The 14,986-nt window shown below is 48.0% G+C and carries 13 protein-coding genes; 7 read left to right on the top strand and 6 right to left on the bottom strand.

The features are described 5' to 3' along the window. Nucleotides 1–115: 115 nt before the first annotated feature. The 4 genes from ACO0K2_RS16015 to ugpQ form a co-directional block, all read right to left on the bottom strand. The gene (locus ACO0K2_RS16015) at nucleotides 116–634 is read right to left on the bottom strand and encodes an NUDIX domain-containing protein (RefSeq protein ID WP_423020630.1); all 519 of its coding nucleotides are present in this window, start codon (nucleotides 632–634) and stop codon (nucleotides 116–118) included. Beyond that, on the bottom strand, nucleotides 634–1,152 hold the full coding sequence (locus ACO0K2_RS16010) for a GNAT family N-acetyltransferase (RefSeq protein WP_423020628.1): 519 nt from the start codon (nucleotides 1,150–1,152) through the stop codon (nucleotides 634–636). Before ACO0K2_RS16010 ends, ACO0K2_RS16015 begins: the two co-directional genes overlap by 1 nt. Next, the gene (alaS, locus tag ACO0K2_RS16005) at nucleotides 1,149–3,761 is read right to left on the bottom strand and encodes an alanine--tRNA ligase (protein WP_423020626.1); all 2,613 of its coding nucleotides are present in this window, start codon (nucleotides 3,759–3,761) and stop codon (nucleotides 1,149–1,151) included. The genes ACO0K2_RS16010 and alaS overlap by 4 nt, the downstream gene beginning before the upstream one ends. Nucleotides 3,762–4,049: 288 nt before the next feature. Next, nucleotides 4,050–4,796, bottom strand: coding sequence for a glycerophosphodiester phosphodiesterase (gene ugpQ / locus ACO0K2_RS16000; protein WP_423020624.1), 747 nt, complete (start codon nucleotides 4,794–4,796; stop codon nucleotides 4,050–4,052). A 60-nt stretch (nucleotides 4,797–4,856) separates the two neighbouring features. Here ugpQ and ACO0K2_RS15995 point away from each other — a divergent pair, with 60 nt between their 5' ends. The 5 genes from ACO0K2_RS15995 to ACO0K2_RS15975 all read left to right on the top strand — a co-directional run bounded on the left by ACO0K2_RS15995 (nucleotide 4,857) and on the right by ACO0K2_RS15975 (nucleotide 9,867). Then, entirely contained in the window at nucleotides 4,857–6,098 is a 1,242-nt protein-coding gene (locus ACO0K2_RS15995) for a CaiB/BaiF CoA transferase family protein (protein ID WP_423020622.1), read from the top strand. 209 nt (nucleotides 6,099–6,307) lie between these two features. Then, the gene (locus ACO0K2_RS15990; protein ID WP_423020620.1) at nucleotides 6,308–7,429 is read left to right on the top strand and encodes a sensor histidine kinase; all 1,122 of its coding nucleotides are present in this window, start codon (nucleotides 6,308–6,310) and stop codon (nucleotides 7,427–7,429) included. A gap of 42 nt (nucleotides 7,430–7,471) precedes the next feature. Then, nucleotides 7,472–8,317 carry a LytR/AlgR family response regulator transcription factor gene (locus ACO0K2_RS15985; protein ID WP_423020618.1) on the top strand — a complete coding sequence of 282 codons (846 nt, stop codon included), beginning with the start codon at nucleotides 7,472–7,474 and terminating at the stop codon, nucleotides 8,315–8,317. Nucleotides 8,318–8,434: 117 nt separating this feature from the next. Further along, nucleotides 8,435–8,917: a GNAT family N-acetyltransferase gene (locus ACO0K2_RS15980; RefSeq protein ID WP_423020616.1), complete on the top strand. Its 483-nt coding sequence runs from the start codon at nucleotides 8,435–8,437 to the stop codon at nucleotides 8,915–8,917. A gap of 62 nt (nucleotides 8,918–8,979) precedes the next feature. Next, nucleotides 8,980–9,867 carry a sulfurtransferase gene (locus ACO0K2_RS15975; protein WP_423020614.1) on the top strand — a complete coding sequence of 296 codons (888 nt, stop codon included), beginning with the start codon at nucleotides 8,980–8,982 and terminating at the stop codon, nucleotides 9,865–9,867. A 65-nt stretch (nucleotides 9,868–9,932) separates the two neighbouring features. Here the strand turns inward: ACO0K2_RS15975 and ACO0K2_RS15970 are convergent, their stop codons facing one another. Next, nucleotides 9,933–11,177: a GGDEF domain-containing protein gene (locus tag ACO0K2_RS15970; RefSeq protein ID WP_423020612.1), complete on the bottom strand. Its 1,245-nt coding sequence runs from the start codon at nucleotides 11,175–11,177 to the stop codon at nucleotides 9,933–9,935. A 7-nt stretch (nucleotides 11,178–11,184) separates the two neighbouring features. Then, nucleotides 11,185–12,300, bottom strand: coding sequence for an ABC transporter substrate-binding protein (locus ACO0K2_RS15965; RefSeq protein ID WP_423020610.1), 1,116 nt, complete (start codon nucleotides 12,298–12,300; stop codon nucleotides 11,185–11,187). 468 nt (nucleotides 12,301–12,768) lie between these two features. Here ACO0K2_RS15965 and groES point away from each other — a divergent pair, with 468 nt between their 5' ends. Continuing rightward, entirely contained in the window at nucleotides 12,769–13,059 is a 291-nt protein-coding gene (gene groES, locus ACO0K2_RS15960) for a co-chaperone GroES (RefSeq protein WP_422999569.1), read from the top strand. A 51-nt stretch (nucleotides 13,060–13,110) separates the two neighbouring features. Further along, the gene (groL, locus tag ACO0K2_RS15955; RefSeq protein WP_423020608.1) at nucleotides 13,111–14,760 is read left to right on the top strand and encodes a chaperonin GroEL; all 1,650 of its coding nucleotides are present in this window, start codon (nucleotides 13,111–13,113) and stop codon (nucleotides 14,758–14,760) included. Nucleotides 14,761–14,986: the final 226 nt, after the last annotated feature.

The following is a 14,986-nucleotide window of genomic DNA, read 5'->3' as shown; positions in this document are numbered from 1 at the left end:
GGATTTTTCTTCAGGATGGTGCAACGCAACACACTAACAACATTTTATTAAAAGAATGTAAATTTCATGCACCAAAAGGTCGCAAAAACTTATCTTAAATATATCAAAAAGGTCTTTATCCTGTTGGCCATTCAATATAAACAGGTTCATAGCCCTGCGAGCGCATCCAGTCCGCCACCGCATGACCTGTTCCGGCATTCCATGGTCTGAGCTTTTCGGGGGCAACTAAACGGTACTCAACCAGTTCCTCTGAAAGACGAATTTCGCCGGTAGCCTTGACGTGATAAGCAATGATGACTTCATTCTTTTTTGTGAATTCATAGACACCAATGAGCGTGATGGTAGTGGCATCGAGATTGGTCTCTTCTTTAATTTCTCTCGCGATACCCTGTTCTGGAGTCTCACCTCGCTCCATGAAGCCCGTGATTAATGCAAAGGTTTTTTCAACCCACGCAGCATTCCGAGCAAGCAGAATCCGTCCCTCGACCTCAACGAGCGCAGCGAGAACAGGAATGGGATTATCCCAATGCGTCCAATGACCTTCTGGGCAACTAAGACGCGTTTTATTGGGATCTTGATCATCAAAACGCGACACCAAATCGCTCGCACACACCGGGCAGAAGCGAATTTCCATTAGGTTTCACGCGTAGGGATGAGGGGCTGCTGCGGATGCAGCCGTGCCATTGAATAAGAGTCCGAAAAACGTCCGTTGCGCAATGCATGCGCTCGGTGGGTTCCTTCGATTTCAAAGCCAAATTTTTTATAGAGATGAAGCGCTGCCGCGTTATCGCAAAACACGGTCAACTCGATTCGCAGCACGTGTAGCCAGTTATCTGACAAGTTCAATAACTCGGTTAATAAGGCGGTACCGACACCACGGCCGGTGAATGAATCCGCAACCCCCATACGGAGGGTTGCGACATGAGAACGTCGCTGCTTCGTTTCTAAACGCAAGCCACCTGTACCAACGATTGCGCCATCGCTGACAGCAACCAGCAAAGTATCGTTCGTGCTGCTTTGCCGCAATCGATCTTGCCACATCTCGACTGACGGATGGGGTAGCTGCAAGCTACCGCCATACGCACCAACACTTGCATAGACCCGTTGGATCTGGGCCGCATCAGAAACTTCTGCGCGACGTACGTGGATCATAATTTTCCGTTAATCCAATCATTGACACTCGCCAATGCCTGAGACAAGCCAGCAGGTTCAGTACCACCTGCCTGTGCCATATCCGGGCGCCCACCACCTTTACCACCGACTTGCTGCGCTACAAAATTAACCAGCTCACCAGCTTTGATTTTTGAGGTACTGTCTGCGGTAACACCTGCGATCAAACTCACCTTCCCATCCACCACCGACGCCAACACAATTGCCGCTGTTTTCAGTTTGTCTTTGAGCTTATCCATGGTTTCACGCAGTGCGGTCACATCTGCACCGTCGAGTACCGCCGCCAACACTTTGATACCTTTGATCTCAACTGCTTGCGAGACTAAGTCATCGCCCTGGCTAGATGCCATTTTGGACTTCAGGCTTGCTAATTCTTTTTCAAGCGCTTTCACGTGGTCTTGCACCTGAGAGATACGGGCTGTCAGTTCCTCTGGCTGTGCTTTGAGCGCAGCCGCGGCTTCGTTGACGCGATTATTGAGCGTTTGCACCAATGTCAGCGCCACCTCGCCAGTCACCGCTTCAACGCGACGAATGCCAGCAGCAACACCGCTTTCAGCAACAATTTTGAACAAACCGATGTCACCAGTGCGGGAAACATGAGTACCGCCACACAGCTCGCGCGAAGAACCAATATCCAGCACGCGGACTTCGTCGCCGTATTTCTCACCAAAGAGTGCCATCGCACCATGTTTTACAGCATCATCAAATGCCATTAACTGCGCACGTGTCGCCACGTTTGCGAGAATCTCACGGTTAACGATCGTCTCCACCTGACGGATTTCATCCGCTGTCATTGGTGCGTTGTGGCTAAAGTCAAAACGTGTTTTTTCAACGTCGACCAAAGAGCCTTTTTGCGCCACATGGCTTCCCAACACTTCGCGCAGTGCTTTGTGCATAAGGTGCGTTGCAGAGTGGTTACGCATTGTCTGCGCACGAATCTCTGTTGCGACTTCTGCCTTCACACTTTGCACGATCGTCAGCGTGCCAGATTTCAGAACACCATGATGGCCGAATACGTCGGCTTGCACTTTGAGTGTGTCATTGACTTCAAAGACAGTACCGTCACTACCAACCAAGACCCCTGAATCACCGCACTGACCACCGGACTCTGCATAAAACGGTGTCGTATCCAGAACAACGATTGCATGCTGACCTGCTTTCACTTCGTTGACTGGGCTGCCGTCGACATACAATGCAACGATTTTTGCTTCATGTTGCAATTGATCGTAGCCAACGAATGTTGTCTTGTCGCCGCTGTATTCAATTGCTACGGCCATTTTAAATTTACCGCCTTTACGTGCTTTTTCACGCTGCACTTCCATGGCAGCATTGAAGCCCGCTTCGTCCAACACAACATGACGTTCGCGACAGATATCAGCGGTCAAATCCAATGGGAAACCATAGGTGTCATACAAAGTGAATGCGGTATCGCCATCGAGCTGATTCGTTCCTTTCGCAAGCGCTGCTTCAAGGATTTTCATACCGTGCTCGAGCGTTTCACCGAAACGTTCTTCTTCTTGACGAATGACTTCCGCAACGCGATCTGCTGCTTCGGCTAATTCTGGGTAAGCACTACCCATTTCTTTGACCAGATCAGCCACCAATTTGAAGAAGAATGGTTGACTTTGACCCAATTTGTGGCCATGACGCAGCGCGCGACGAGTGATACGACGCAAGACATAACCACGACCTTCATTACCCGGAATGACACCATCGACGATCAAAAAGCCCGCGCAACGAATGTGGTCGGCGATGACGCGTAAAGAATTGTTTTCTAAATCAGCACAGCCCGTTTCACGCGCTGCTGCCTTGATCAGATTCTGGAATGTATCGATCTCATAGTTAGAATGAACGTGTTGCAATACCGCAGACAAGCGTTCCAGACCCATGCCGGTATCGACACATGGTTTCGGCAGCGGATGCAGTACACCGGCTTCATCTTTATTAAATTGCATAAAGACGAGATTCCAGATTTCAATAAAACGATCGCCGTCTTCTTCTGCCGATCCTGGAGGACCGCCCCAGATCTCTGGACCGTGATCATAGAAAATTTCAGTACATGGACCGCAAGGACCGGTATCGGCCATCTGCCAGAAATTGTCAGACGCGTAGCGGCTACCTTTGTTATCACCGATGCGAATGATACGTTCTACAGGAACGCCGATCTCATTCTTCCAGATGTCGTATGCCTCATCATCTTCGTGATATACCGTCACTGTCAGCTTCTCTTTTGGCAAGCCATAGACAACAGTGAGGAGTTCCCACGCATTATGAATCGCGTCTTTCTTGAAATAGTCACCAAAAGAGAAGTTACCTAACATCTCGAAAAAGGTGTGGTGACGCGCTGTGTAACCAACGTTTTCAAGGTCATTATGCTTACCACCGGCACGTACGCAACGTTGCGCAGTCGTTGCACGCGTATAAGCGCGCTTGTCCTGACCCAAAAATACGTCCTTAAATTGCACCATACCTGAGTTGGTGAACAATAAGGTAGGGTCATTACCTGGAATCAGACTGGAAGAGCGGACACGGCTGTGGCCTTTTGATTCAAAAAAACTAAGGAATTTATCGCGGATTTCTGACGAGTTCATAAATTGAGATGGCTAAGCTTAAAAATGATCTAATTTTTGATTATACGGTATAAATTAAGTACAACATCAGCAATGAAGGGGCAAAAGCACCACGCAAACACGCGCCGGTGCAAAGCACATCGCTCGCTAGGGCCAAGTCTCGCTGTCCAGTGTTAAAAAATACAACTATTTCTAGAGAAATACTATCTATTAGACAAAAAACAGACAAAAAAAGACCGGTTACGCTTTTTCATCCGACCTTGAAACAACAGTCGCTATGCACTTTGTACGCTTGCGCCCCTCTCTTTTTTAAAAATCAGCAGGAATGAGATCGAGACGATCTGTACAAAACGCATCCACGCCCCAGCTGAGGATTTCAGCGGCTCGCTCGGGCGTATTCACGGTATAACAAAACAAACCAAGCCCTGCATCCTTAATCTCTTTGGCAAGCGATGGCGTTAAATGACGATGGTTGGTATGCAGCGCAGAAGCACCAAGCGCTTGTAGCTGCGCCCGCCAATCGGGAGTGATTTCGTCGATCAAAAAACCACGTGGGATGTGCGGGGCCGCCTGTTTTGCGGCCATCAAGGCTGGAAATTCAAAAGAAGAAAATAAAGGCAGGTGTGACAAATCCGTCACACTCACATCTGCAAACATCGCAGCAGTCATTTCTGCCACAACACGACCGGTCTCTTCTTCAAACCCAGGTGCAGGTTTGATTTCTACATTCATCCAGATCCCATGTGCGCGACAAAATCGCACTACTTCTTCATAAGTAGGGACTTTCTCACCAATGAATTGATCAGAGAACCAAGCGCCTGCATCCATCTTCACCAGTTCGTCCACCGTGCTATTTGCAACACTTCCGGTACCACGGATGGTTCGACCAAATTCTGGATCGTGCATCAGCACAGGGATGCCGTCTTTTGATAACATGACATCAAACTCTACGGCGGCGAACCCATAATCAAGGCCACACTGCATCGCTGCCAGTGTATTCTCCGGTGATAAGGTGCCGCCGCCTCGGTGGGCGATAACCTTAGAATAGGGCCACATACTGCTCTCCTGAAAAAATAATTAAAAATAACAACACTCACACCCTTAGGATAAACGAAGATGACGACAAGCTCATTACCGCGTACCGCGTTAGGACATATCAGAGTACTGGATTTAACCCGCGTTCTGGCGGGTCCATGGTGCGCGCAAAATCTAGCCGATCTCGGGGCAGAAATCATCAAAGTAGAACGCCCCGGTGCCGGCGATGATACGCGTAGCTGGGGGCCACCATACCTCAAAGATAGTGACGGCAACAATACAACCGAGGCCGCTTATTATCTCGCGGCCAATCGCGGTAAACAAGCCATCACCGTTGACATTGCAACCCCTGAGGGACAAGAAATTATCCGACAGCTCGCGGCAATATCAGATGTCGTCCTTGAAAACTATAAAGTAGGTCAACTAAAAAAATACGGACTCGACTATGAATCACTACGAGAAATAAAACCAGATCTCATATATTGCTCGATTACGGGTTTTGGCCAGGATGGTCCTTATGCCCATCGTGCGGGCTATGATTTTATTGTGCAGGGCATGGGAGGATTCATGTCACTGACCGGAGAACGCGATGATTTACCCGGTGGAGGGCCTCAAAAAGCAGGCGTCGCGATTACAGATCTGATGACGGGCATGTATGCCACGATTGCTGTGATGGCAGCCCTCACCCACCGAGACCGGACAGGTGAAGGGCAATATATTGATATGGCTTTGCTCGACGTACAAGTAGCGATGTTGGCAAACATGAACATGAACTACCTCACCTCAGGGACACCGCCCAAGCGCTGGGGAAATGCTCACCCGAATATTGTTCCTTATCAAACATTCGCGACCGCCGACGGACATATCATTGTTGCCGCCGGTAACGATGGACAGTACAAAAAATTCATACAAGCCGGTGGACGTCCCGACTTAGCCAATGATGAACGCTTTAGTACAAACCCAGCACGAGTGCAGCACCGCGATACGCTGGTTCCACTTTTAGCGGAGATGGTCAAGCTAAAAACAAAAGCAGAATGGCTACAACTTCTCGAAGATGCAGGTGTGCCATGCGGCCCGATCAATAAACTCAATGAAGTGTTCGAGGACCCACAAGTACAGGCAAGACAAATGCAAATTAACCTGCCACATCCAACCGCAGGTACCGTCCGACTTGTCGCTAGCCCGATGAAATTGTCAGCAACACCGGTGAGTTATGCAGGTGCACCGCCGTTACTCGGACAGCACACATCCACGGTATTACAACGGCATTTACATTACGACGCAGATCAATTGGCATCGCTGAGAGCAAAAAAGGTAATCTGAACTTATGCAGAGCTCCAGCACGAAAAAGCATTTTGCCTACCTGCTATCTGGCCTTTGCTGGACGTGAATGGCTGATCCATGTCTCCCATTCGCGTCCGAATCGATACATTTGGCGACAAAATACGGTGCTCTGTCGCGAAGTGCTTGCGCAAAAAACGACATATTCCGTATTCTTCTGATATCTTGAAAACAACAGGCGTGTAATGGGTATGAGCACCAAGCAACAAATAATTGCGAAATGGCAGCAATGGCTGAACACAATCCCCGACTGTTTTCTGAAAAAAGTCATCACTGAGCTCCCTCGCTTACTGATCATCAATGTGTTGTGTACATTGCTCGTCACATTTGTTATCCGCAATGGGAGTTCTTTGTTTGAAAATTGGATCTTTTCAAATGCAATCGGCGCTTCTTGCTATCTGCTCATTCGTGGCGTGGGCTATTACTTGTGGAAAGAAACACCGCCGACCGTGCTCGCGTTTTATTTACTCAGTGTCACCATGGCACCGATCGGCTTTGTCCTTGGCTCCGTCATTGGTGCCGTACTATTTTCCTACCCGATCACCAGCGTTCTCCACTTCCAAAGTAAGTTTATTTATGCATTCATTACGCTGACGTGCATCATCAGTGTGGTTGCAGCGTGGTCATTCTGGAACAAAATTCAAATGACAGAATTGATCGCCATCGCAGAAAAAGAAAAAGCACGCAACGCCTCCATCGAAAGGCAAGCGATGCAAGCGCAACTTCAATTACTGCAGGCGCAAATAGAACCCCACATGTTATTTAATACGCTGGCAAATCTACAGGGCTTGATTTCAATTGATCCCGACCGAGCGCAACATATGCTGGCACAGTTGATCGTTTATTTACGTGCCACACTGAGTGCGTCTCGCGCAGAAAACACCAGCCTGCAGAGTGAATTCACACTCATTCAAGCATATCTCGATTTAATTGCGATTCGTATGGGCAAGCGACTACGGTATACGATCGACCTGCCGATCGAACTAGAACAAGAAAAGATCCCCCCAATGCTCTTGCAACCCATCGTCGAGAATGCGATCAAACACGGTTTGGAGCCCAGTATTCATGGTGGCACAATCACCATCAGCGCCAGCAAGAACAATGACGTTCTCACGCTTGAGGTGCGCGACACCGGACTCGGCTTACCTTTCAATTATGAGGATAAACAAGTCCTTGCCGATAAATCAAAACTCGGCAATACCAATATCCGAGAACGTTTATTTGCACTTTTTCACGATCGCGCCGCATTCACTTTGCGCCCCAATACGCCAGAAGGAACGATCGCGACAATCACGATCCCAATGGCACGCTAAAAATTCATTGATTGATTATTTTTGATGGAATTGACGACGAGTATGTCTACGCAACACCGCCCTATCAACGCTCTCATTGCAGAAGATGAACCTATTTTGTCCGCAACATTGCAAAGGATGCTCAACAAGTTATGGCCTGAACTCGATCTTTCGTGTGTGGTTGAAAACGGGTTTGAGGCCGTACAAAACGCACTGACCTCCATGCCAGATGTGCTATTTTTGGATATCAACATGCCTGGCAAAACAGGCCTCGAAGTTGCCCAAGAGTTGGCAGAAGAATGGCCTATCGATAAAGCCTTTCCTCTGATTGTGTATGTCACAGCGTACGATGAATTTGCAGTGAAGGCGTTCGAAACTTGCGCTGCAGACTATATCCTCAAACCAGTCAGTGAAGCACGTTTGCAAAAAACCGTACAACGTCTGCAATCCCATTTTCAAACGCGTACACCGAACGTCCAACAACCCGACACGGGTAACGATCTTGAGCGAGTCATTACGCAGTTAAGAGAACTACAACAGCTCGCTCGTCCAACATTAACAGGACATCCGGTGATGCCGACAGAAAAGCTTGCTGTTATTCGCGCTGCCGTCGGCAATAATATTCGGATGATTCCAATTGAAGATGTGATTTACTTCGAGGCGACGGATAAATACATCAACGTTGTCACCGCTGAGCATTCATCACTCATTCGGAGCAGTCTACGAGAATTGCTACCTCAACTCGATCCACATTTGTTCTGGCAGATCCACCGGAGCACCGTCGTCCATATCAAACAAGTGAAGATGGCGCACAGAGATGAAGCTGGTAAAATCACATTGACATTGAAACACTCTGACGACAAATTATCCGTTAGCCGTGTTTACGCGCATTTGTTTAAACAGATGTAGCGGCGATACAGTGGTTGTACATCGTTCTTATCGGTTTAATCCAAAACGGTGTCAGCCCTGTAATCTATCACTCCAATCACTCAAATTACTCCGATCACTCCTTTCGCGCATTTCAAGATGACAAACACTTCTCAATTGCAATGGCAATGCGTCCCATTTTCTGCGTTGACGACTACGCAGTTACATCAGATCTACGCCGCACGTTGTGCTGTGTTTATTCTGGAGCAACAATGCCCTTATCTGGATGTGGATGGCAAAGATCCGCATTGCCATCACCTGATCGCGTGGGACGACAATGGCGACGTGGCTGCCTACACGCGCATCGTCCCAGCAGGCTTGAGTTTTGCAGAGCCTTCTATCGGGCGCGTCCTGAGTGCACAAAAGTGGCGTGGAAGCGGTATCGGTAAATTGTTAATGACCAATAGTATTGCGGCCTTACGTTCACTGTACCCTGACGCCGCCATCCGCATTGGTGCTCAGGCCTACCTCGAAAAATTTTATGGTAGCTTTGGTTTTGTGACGGTCAGCGAGATGTATCTAGAAGATGACATTCCCCACGTTGATATGGTGCTGGCAGCACCAACGATTGAAAAGGTTTGAGCATTTTGAGGGCATTTTCTACTATAATGCTGCCAAATCAATGACTTACTGAATCGATTATTATGCCGGTAGCAACACTTTCTCCTGAAACGCCCTACGTTAATATCTCAGCTTATAAATTTATCACGTTTAATGACACTGCCGAAAAACGTCAGGTGTTCATTGATAAATGCAAAGAACTCAACTTAAAAGGTACTGTATTGTTGACCCCTGAGGGCATCAATATGTTCTTGGCCGGTCTGCGTCATGAAATCGATGCCTACATGGATTGGCTGCATGAAGATCCTCGTTTTGCCGATATCGTCGCTAAAGAGAGTTTCTCTGATCGTCAGCCCTTTACCAAATTACTGGTGAAACTGAAATCAGAAATCATCACCATGCGTATGCCACTAATCAAACCTGAAGAGGGTCGTGCGCCATTTGTTGAGCCAAAAACATTAAAACGCTGGCTCGACCAAGGACATGATGACAATGGCAAACCGGTTGTCATGGTTGATACGCGGAACGATTTTGAGGTAGACGTCGGTACATTTGATAACACAATCGATTACCGCATCACCAAATTCACAGAATTCCCAGCAGTGATTGAAGCCAATCGCGATGCATTGAACGACAAAACCGTCGTCACATTTTGTACCGGCGGTATCCGCTGCGAAAAAGCGGCGATCCATATGCAAAATGTGGGCTTCGAGAGCGTGTATCAGCTTGAAGGCGGTATCTTGAAGTATTTTGAAGAAGTCGGTGGCGATCATTACCACGGCGACTGCTTTGTGTTTGACTATCGTACGGCTTTAAATCCGCAACTCGAAGCAACCGATACCAAACAATGCTTTGCATGTCGCGCTGTCGTTACCCCGCGTGAACAATTATCACCGTGGTATGTGCCAGGAAAATCCTGCCCACACTGCAAAAAAGAATCCGCAGAAAAGACGTCAGATCACGCTGCATAAATCAAAAAAGCGCTTCTCAGCGCAGTCAACATCGCCTTGATCCAACACCGGACCAAGGCGATTTTTTATTTACTAGGACACACTCTGTTTCGTCCGCTCGATTTGGCGACATACAAGCAACTATCAGCGCGATTCACGAGGCTATCGATATTGTCGATCTCTGTTTTTTGAGCAACGCCAAAACTGGCGGTGATTGTCATCCCTTCGCCACTGGTAATCACCGACTCCAGTGTACTTTCAACACGCCGCCGCATGCGCTCAGCTACCTCGATTGCAGAGGATAAGCGGGTCTCTGGCAGCACTACAACAAATTCCTCGCCGCCGTATCGAACAACCCAATCGACGGCAACGCGAATCTCTTGCATCAGACATTGAACAAAAGCGATCAACACCTTATCCCCTACCGAGTGACCATACTGATCATTGACCTTCTTGAAAAAATCGATGTCGCAAAAAATAATCGATAATGGCCGCTCATAGCGCTTCGCTCGCCGCATCTCACTCGGCATCCGCTCGTTAAACAACAAGCGGTTATAACATCCAGTCAGACCATCAGTAATCGACAGTTGTTTCAACGACTCCATCGCTTTTTCTAATTGCATCGTCCTTTCCATGACCAATGCATCCTGATGCACGATATGCTGTTTGATGCGGTTGTGCATCACTTGAAAGCCCTCGTAGACCAAATCAATTTCGCTATACGCTTGAACATCGGGCAATGCGATTGGTACCGCGCTCGATAGTTGATCCGCTTGAATGTTTCGAACGTAGTCAGCTAATTGACGCATGGGACGCTCGAGATCTCGACGCAAGATGGCAACGACTGCCGTCAGTATCAGTACGGCAAGTAGGACGACTTCAATCGTAATGAGCAGAAAACTCTGAATCAGCTCGCGATGTAAGATACGCGTATCAACCACCAGATCCAGCGTACCCACCTTGCTCGCATTTCCAGCTGGTGCAGGAATATCAAACACCATGTGCTTGCCCATTCCAACCATCCCTCGCTCGCCGCCCACGAACGTCTGCCCTGTGCTCGCCGTGATTGCGACGTAGACAACGGAGGTGTTTTTCAATATCAGTGTGATTTGTTTCTGTATTGTTTGTGGCTCGATATCCCAGATTGCGACAGAGAGTAATGGGAGGTGCGTCTCCGCAACATCCCTTGCTGTTGCATCAAAATTTCTTTCGATTGATTGATAACTCAACCAAGCATGAATACTGCTGAACGCAACAACACAAAGCAGCACCCATTTAAAGACACGGCGTATTAACAACGTCGCGATGGGTTGTACGGTAGTTGGATTCATGTTTGTTTTACTTTTGCGTCAATAATTGCTTGAAGCTAAATTCGTACTTTGTTAAATGAGGACGATACGTTTTACTAAATTGTTTGAAATCGACACGGTCAAAATTTAATTGTCCAAATAAACGATCAAAACGTTGAGCACTATCCTTGTCGAAGGAGATAAACATCGTGCGATCGAGTTCTAGTCCCTCATCGACAAAATCCCGACCATGGTGATAGTCATAGAGCATCACTAACGCGAATGCACCCGCAACAAAATGACCACCTGCAAGTGCTGTCAGCTCACCAGATTGAATGGCGGCCATCGCTTCAGCTGAGGTATTCACGCCACTAAAAAGCGCGTCTTTTCCCGGCGTGCCACCGATTGCCCGCCAGCTTTCCATCGCACCAAAGGCCATCAGATCGTTCCCAGCCCACACAAGATGCTTTCCTGGATAACGCTTAAAGAGCCACTCGCCTTGGACTTTTGCCTTGCTTCTACTCCATTCGCCATAAACTTCTTGATCGATGGCAACATTGTGCGCCTCAGCGACAGCGCGGTGCATACCTGCATTGCGCTTGAGCGAAGAGGTTGTTGACCGATCTCCGGCAATCACCAGCAGGTGTAATTTACCGTCAGGCCCTTCGAGATGTAATGCTTCCCCGCGTTGAATTAACTCTCGTGCAGTCAGATAACCCGCATCTTCTGATTTTGGTTCCAGCGAACCTAACCACCCTTTGTAGACTTGTCGCGGTCCGCCGATTTTTTCACGCTCATGGGAATCAGTAATGGCGCTGTAGGCAAGAAACGTCTTGATATGGGCCGCATCAAGAATACGTATCGCCTCCACGCCAGTGGCATAGTCGTTTGAAAGAATGACGTAATCTGGGCGTGTTGAGGGGGGGCGTGCTGCAATCTCCCTGGCAATCGACAGTGTTTTCAGGTGATCACGCTCAGAGTAGAGAACTTCGAGCCGAACGCCCAAGCTTTGCGCCGCAGCGGACATACAATGAGCCGATGTGACCCAAAACACTTCATCCGATTTACCGGGATTGAGAAATGTCACGGACATACCAAACGACAAGCATGGCATCAACATAAACCACGCGCCGATTATCCGATAACAACAATGCCACCATTTCATATTCACTCCCACCCTCCGGTGTGGACCATGAGCATTCTCAGACCCACGACGGAGTTCGAATCAGGCACAGTTTCCTGCACTACCAATACGCGACCGGATCAATCTTCTCGTCTGATACACCACACATCCGCTACCAACACCACAATATTGCTTTAACACACATATTTTGGACCTTTTTTAATGGAAATTTGATCACTTCACAAAAAATCACATTTACACGGAGACAATAATTATTATTAAAACAAGATACCACTCCACGTTCTGTTGATTTGAAAACGATCATCGCATGAAAAAGACAAAGCTAAGTCATTGTTTTTAAAAGAAAATAAAAATCTCCATTTTTTCTTCCTTGAAATAGCAGTACCTCGCCCATATAATTAGCACTCGTTGAGAGAGAGTGCTAACAAAGTCCTAACTCAGCTTAAAATGAATTCACTCGTAATTACTCGCAAATTTAAAGGAGCTTGTATGAACCTTCGTCCCCTGCACGATCGCCTGATCGTAAAACGTCTGGATCAAGAAACAAAAACTGCATCCGGTATCGTTCTGCCTGACGCGGCAGCAGAAAAACCAGATCAAGGTGAAGTATTAGCCGTTGGTACAGGTAAACAATTGGATAACGGCACTGTGCGCGCCCTGGAAGTAAAAGTTGGCGACCGCGTGTTGTTCGGCAAATACTCTGGCCAATCTGTCAAAGTTGACGGCAACGAAGTGCTGGTCATGCGTGAAGAAGACATCTTCGCGATCGTACAGAAGTAATTCCTGCATTCCTAAGTAATCAGTAATCCACAAGATTCCGGAGAAAATAACATGGCAGCTAAACAAGTAATTTTTGGCGATGACGCACGTGCGAAAATCGTTAATGGCGTGAACATTCTGGCTAACGCAGTCAAAGTAACACTGGGCCCTAAAGGCCGTAACGTTGTTCTGGAGCGCTCTTTCGGCGCGCCAACAGTAACAAAAGACGGCGTTTCCGTTGCTAAAGAAATCGAACTGAAAGACAAGCTGGAAAACATGGGCGCGCAGCTCGTGAAAGAAGTGGCTTCCCGTACTTCTGACAACGCTGGTGACGGTACAACAACAGCAACTGTATTGGCACAAGCAATCGTTCGCGAAGGCTTTAAATACGTTGCAGCGGGTTTCAACCCAACAGACTTGAAACGCGGTATCGACAAAGCAGTTGTGGCCATCGTTTCTGAAATCAAAACTTTGTCCAAGCCAACAACGACCAACAAAGAAATCGCTCAAGTTGGTTCTATCTCTGCAAACTCTGATGCCAACATCGGCGACATCATCGCTCGTGCAATGGACAAAGTCGGCAAAGAAGGCGTGATCACTGTTGAAGATGGTAAATCACTCGACAACGAACTCGACATCGTTGAAGGTATGCAGTTTGACCGTGGCTACCTGTCACCTTACTTCATCAACAATCCAGAAAAACAATCCGTTATCCTGGAAAACCCATTCATCCTGTTGTTCGACAAAAAAATCTCGAACATCCGTGATTTGCTCCCAGTATTGGAACAAGTGGCAAAATCTGGCCGCCCACTGTTGATCATCGCTGAAGACGTTGATGGCGAAGCATTGGCAACACTGGTTGTGAACAACATCCGCGGTATCCTGAAAACAGCTGCTGTCAAAGCGCCTGGCTTCGGTGATCGTCGTAAAGCGATGTTGGAAGATATCGCTATCCTGACTGGCGGCCAAGTGATCGCAGAAGAAGTGGGTCTGACACTGGAAAAAGCAACATTGGCAGATTTGGGCCAAGCTAAACGTGTTGAAATCGGTAAAGAAAACACAACAGTGATCGACGGCGCAGGTCAAGCAATCGGCATCGAAGCACGTGTTAAACAAATCCGCGCTCAGATCGAAGAAGCAACATCTGACTACGACCGCGAAAAACTGCAAGAACGCGTTGCCAAATTGGCAGGCGGTGTTGCTGTGATCAAAGTTGGTGCTGCAACTGAAGTAGAAATGAAAGAGAAAAAAGCGCGCGTTGAAGATGCATTGCATGCAACTCGTGCAGCAGTTGAAGAAGGTGTTGTTCCTGGCGGCGGCGTTGCTCTGTTGCGTGCACGTGCAGCAGCTGGCGTCATCAAAGGCGACAACGCTGACCAAGAAGCAGGTATCAAACTGGTTCTGAAAGCAATCGAAGCACCATTGCGCGAAATCGTTGCTAACGCTGGTGGCGAGCCAAGCGTTGTTGTTAACGCCATCCTGAACGGCACTGGCAACTACGGCTTCAATGCTGCAAACGACACCTACGGCGACATGATCGAAATGGGTATTCTGGATCCAGCGAAAGTAACGCGCTCTGCATTGCAAAACGCAGCGTCTGTTGCTGGCCTGATCTTGACTACCGATGCACTGGTTGCTGAATTGTCTGAAGACAAGCCAGCAGGCGGCATGGGTGACATGGGCGGCATGGGTGGTATGGGCGGCATGGGCGGTATGATGTAATATCGCTTGCTACTCGCTACAGAGTCGCATTCACCAAAACCCCGCAACGACCGTTGTGGGGTTTTTTCTTTTGGTATTCTCATTAAAAGAAGCGATATCAAGCAACAGCAAGCAACACCAAGCAATACTAAAGGAAAGCGCTTCCAACCCTGAGACAGTGGTGCTTCACTTCGATGTCGTCAAGTCTCGGCACTGATGCATGTGGCCCCTACTCTCTGCTAGCAAT

The organism is Undibacterium sp. MH2W (genome assembly GCF_049340215.1).
GTDB lineage: Bacteria > Pseudomonadota > Gammaproteobacteria > Burkholderiales > Burkholderiaceae_D > Undibacterium.
The sequence above is the reverse complement of the archived record's forward strand: the minus strand, read 5'-3'. Positions and strand labels throughout refer to the sequence as shown.

What these genes read in the sequence shown, in the direction of transcription:
- ACO0K2_RS16015 (WP_423020630.1), bottom strand. Translation starts at nt 634, where the DNA reads ATGGAAATTCGCTTCTGCCCGGTGTGTGCGAGCGATTTGGTGTCGCGT.
- ACO0K2_RS16010 (WP_423020628.1), bottom strand. Translation starts at nt 1,152, where the DNA reads ATGATCCACGTACGTCGCGCAGAAGTTTCTGATGCGGCCCAGATCCAA.
- alaS (WP_423020626.1), bottom strand. Translation starts at nt 3,761, where the DNA reads ATGAACTCGTCAGAAATCCGCGATAAATTCCTTAGTTTTTTTGAATCA.
- ugpQ (WP_423020624.1), bottom strand. Translation starts at nt 4,796, where the DNA reads ATGTGGCCCTATTCTAAGGTTATCGCCCACCGAGGCGGCGGCACCTTA.
- ACO0K2_RS15995 (WP_423020622.1), top strand. Translation starts at nt 4,857, where the DNA reads ATGACGACAAGCTCATTACCGCGTACCGCGTTAGGACATATCAGAGTA.
- ACO0K2_RS15990 (WP_423020620.1), top strand. Translation starts at nt 6,308, where the DNA reads ATGAGCACCAAGCAACAAATAATTGCGAAATGGCAGCAATGGCTGAAC.
- ACO0K2_RS15985 (WP_423020618.1), top strand. Translation starts at nt 7,472, where the DNA reads ATGTCTACGCAACACCGCCCTATCAACGCTCTCATTGCAGAAGATGAA.
- ACO0K2_RS15980 (WP_423020616.1), top strand. Translation starts at nt 8,435, where the DNA reads ATGACAAACACTTCTCAATTGCAATGGCAATGCGTCCCATTTTCTGCG.
- ACO0K2_RS15975 (WP_423020614.1), top strand. Translation starts at nt 8,980, where the DNA reads ATGCCGGTAGCAACACTTTCTCCTGAAACGCCCTACGTTAATATCTCA.
- ACO0K2_RS15970 (WP_423020612.1), bottom strand. Translation starts at nt 11,177, where the DNA reads ATGAATCCAACTACCGTACAACCCATCGCGACGTTGTTAATACGCCGT.
- ACO0K2_RS15965 (WP_423020610.1), bottom strand. Translation starts at nt 12,300, where the DNA reads ATGAAATGGTGGCATTGTTGTTATCGGATAATCGGCGCGTGGTTTATG.
- groES (WP_422999569.1), top strand. Translation starts at nt 12,769, where the DNA reads ATGAACCTTCGTCCCCTGCACGATCGCCTGATCGTAAAACGTCTGGAT.
- groL (WP_423020608.1), top strand. Translation starts at nt 13,111, where the DNA reads ATGGCAGCTAAACAAGTAATTTTTGGCGATGACGCACGTGCGAAAATC.